Annotated in this window: 2 rRNA genes; both read right to left on the reverse strand. The window is 56.6% G+C overall.

The features are described from left to right. Positions 1–80: 80 nt before the first annotated feature. Positions 81–193 (reverse strand): 5S ribosomal RNA (gene rrf / locus AC5Y42_RS23535). A 61-nt stretch (positions 194–254) separates the two neighbouring features. Further along, positions 255–3374 (reverse strand): 23S ribosomal RNA (locus AC5Y42_RS23540). Between the last annotated feature and the right edge of the window lie 30 nt (positions 3375–3404).

The raw sequence follows: 3404 nt of genomic DNA on the forward strand, positions 1-3404 counted from the left end.
TCGGCGACGCTGACCCTTTTCGACTAGCTGCTTTTGAGAATAAAAAAGGGCACCTTTGTGGGGTGCCCTTTTTTGTGTGTGTTCGGCGGTGTCCTACTTTTCCACCCGGGTGGGTAGTATCATCGGCGCTGGCAGGCTTAGCTTCCGGGTTCGGGATGGGTCCGGGCGTTTCCCTGTCGCTATTTCCGCCGTAACTCTATTTTTTTAAATTTAGTTTGGTGGTGGGGTGGGTGGGTTGTGGGTGTGGTTGCGTTGTGTGTAAGTTTTCGGCCGGTTAGTGCCAGTTCCCTGAACCTGTTGCCAGGTGTGTAGGTCTGGTCTATTGATCCCGTGGTCTGCGGGGGGCCTTATCCCTCCTGGAGGGTGAGAAGCCTGGTCTTGGAGAAGGTTTCCCGCTTAGATGCTTTCAGCGGTTATCCTGTCCGAACGTGGCTATCCAGCGGTGCCCCTGGTGGGACAACTGGTGGACCAGAGGTTCGTCCGTCCCGGTCCTCTCGTACTAGGGACAGGTTTCCTCAAGCTTCTGACGCGCGCGGCGGATAGAGACCGAACTGTCTCACGACGTTCTAAACCCAGCTCGCGTGCCGCTTTAATGGGCGAACAGCCCAACCCTTGGGACCTGCTCCAGCCCCAGGATGCGACGAGCCGACATCGAGGTGCCAAACCATCCCGTCGATATGGACTCTTGGGGAAGATCAGCCTGTTATCCCCGGGGTACCTTTTATCCGTTGAGCGACACCCCTTCCACTCGGGGGTGCCGGATCACTAGTCCCGACTTTCGTCCCTGCTTGACGTGTGGGTCTTGCAGTCAAGCTCCCTTGTGCACTTGCACTCGACACCTGATTGCCGTCCAGGTTGAGGGAACCTTTGGGCGCCTCCGTTACATTTTAGGAGGCAACCGCCCCAGTTAAACTACCCGCCAGGCACTGTCCGTGAACCGGATAGACGGTTCGACGTTAGAGGTCCAATACGATCAGAGTGGTATTTCAACAATGACTCCACAATCACTGGCGTGACTGCTTCTTAGTCTCCCACCTATCCTACACAAACCGCATCGAACATCAATACCAAGTTGTAGTGAAGGTCCCGGGGTCTTTTCGTCCTGCCGCGCGTAACGAGCATCTTTACTCGTAGTGCAATTTCGCCGAGTCTATGGTTGAGACAGTTGAGAAGTCGTTACGCCATTCGTGCAGGTCGGAACTTACCCGACAAGGAATTTCGCTACCTTAGGATGGTTATAGTTACCACCGCCGTTTACTGGGGCTTAAATTCTCCGCTTCACCCCACGAGGGGGTTAACGGGTCCTCTTAACCTTCCAGCACCGGGCAGGCGTCAGTCCGTATACCTCGTCTTGCGACTTCGCACGGACCTGTGTTTTTAGTAAACAGTCGCTTCTCACTGGTTTGTGCCACCCCCTGCCGCTGCCCCGGGCAAGCCGGTTGACGGTGTGGGGGTCCCCCTTCTCCCGAAGTTACGGGGGCATTTTGCCGAGTTCCTTAACCATAGTTATCTCGTACGCCTTGGTATTCTCTACCTGACCACCTGTGTCGGTTTGGGGTACGGGCCGTGCGTGTGCTCGCTAGAGGCTTTTCTTGGCAGCTTAGGATCACCGAATTCACCACAATCGGCTATGCATCACCTCTCGGACTATGTGAACGACGGATTTGCCTATCGTTCGTCCTACCGGCTTGCCCCAGTATTACCACTGACTGGTACGGCTACCTTCCTGCGTCACCCCATCGCTTGACTACTACCAGACCGGGTCCCACGCAGCCGGCGACCCCCGCACCCCCGAAAGGGATTGGTCGGCCACCTTTTGGGTGGTTAGCAGATCTGTTTCGTCAGGGACGCGCACACACGGGTACGGGAATATCAACCCGTTGTCCATCGACTACGCCTGTCGGCCTCGCCTTAGGTCCCGACTCACCCTGGGCGGACTGGCCTGGCCCAGGAACCCTTGGTCTTTCGGCGGGCAAGGTTCTCACTTGCCTTATCGCTACTCATGCCTGCATTCTCACTCCCCACACCTCCACAGCTAGATCACTCTGCTGCTTCTCCGGTGAGGGGACGCTCCCCTACCCAACAATAAAATTGTTGCCGCGGCTTCGGCGGTGTGCTTGAGCCCCGCTACATTATCGGCGCACAATCACTTGACCAGTGAGCTATTACGCACTCTTTCAAGGGTGGCTGCTTCTAAGCCAACCTCCTGGTTGTCTTTGCGACTGCACATCCTTTCCCACTTAGCACACGCTTAGGGGCCTTAGCCGGCGATCTGGGCTGTTTCCCTTTCGACGCACGGAGCTTATCCCCCGCCGTCTCACTGCCACACTTTCCTCTTACCGGCATTCGGAGTTTGGCTGACGTCAGTAACCTAGTAGGGCCCATCGGCCATCCAGTAGCTCTACCTCCGGCAAGAAACATGTAACGCTGCACCTAAATGCATTTCGGGGAGAACCAGCTATCACGGAGTTTGATTGGCCTTTCACCCCTACCCACAGCTCATCCCCTCAGTCTTCAACCTAAGTGGGTTCGGGCCTCCACGCGGTCTTACCCGCGCTTCACCCTGGCCATGGGTAGATCACTCCGCTTCGGGTCCACAACACACCACTACACCCCATACAGGGATACGCCCTATTCAGACTCGCTTTCGCTGCGGCTACCCCACCCGGGTTAACCTCGCGACATGTCGGTGACTCGCAGGCTCATTCTTCAAAAGGCACGCCATCACCCCACCCCAAAGGGAAGGCTCTGACGGCTTGTAGGCGCACGGTTTCAGGTACTCTTTCACTCCCCTCCCGGGGTACTTTTCACCATTCCCTCACGGTACTAATCCGCTATCGGTCATCAGGAAGTATTCAGGCTTACCGGGTGGTCCCGGCAGATTCACAGCAGATTCCACGGGCCCGCTGCTACTCGGGGCACCTGCGCACAGCAGACAGCATGTTTTCACCTACCGGGCTCTCACCGTCTACGGCAGACCATCCCAGGCCACTTCGACTAACACACTGTTTTCTCACTGCTGCCGGCCACGGCGGTGACCAGAACACAGACCCCACAACACCACACACACAACCCCCGCCGGGTATCACATGCATGCGGTTTAGCCATCCTCCGCGTTCGCTCGCCACTACTAACGGAATCACACTTGTTTTCTTCTCCTACGGGTACTGAGATGTTTCACTTCCCCGCGTTCCCCCCCACTGCCTATACATTCAGCAGTGGGTGACACCACATCACTGGTGCCGGGTTTCCCCATTCGGACATCCTCGGATCCACGCTCGGTTGACAACTCCCCGAGGCATATCGCAGCCTCCCACGTCCTTCATCGGCCCCTGATGCCAAGGCATCCACCATGCGCCCTAACACACTTACAAACACAAAAAAACACTCGACAAACAAAAAAC

This window comes from Mycobacterium sp. NGS48 (assembly GCF_059812585.1).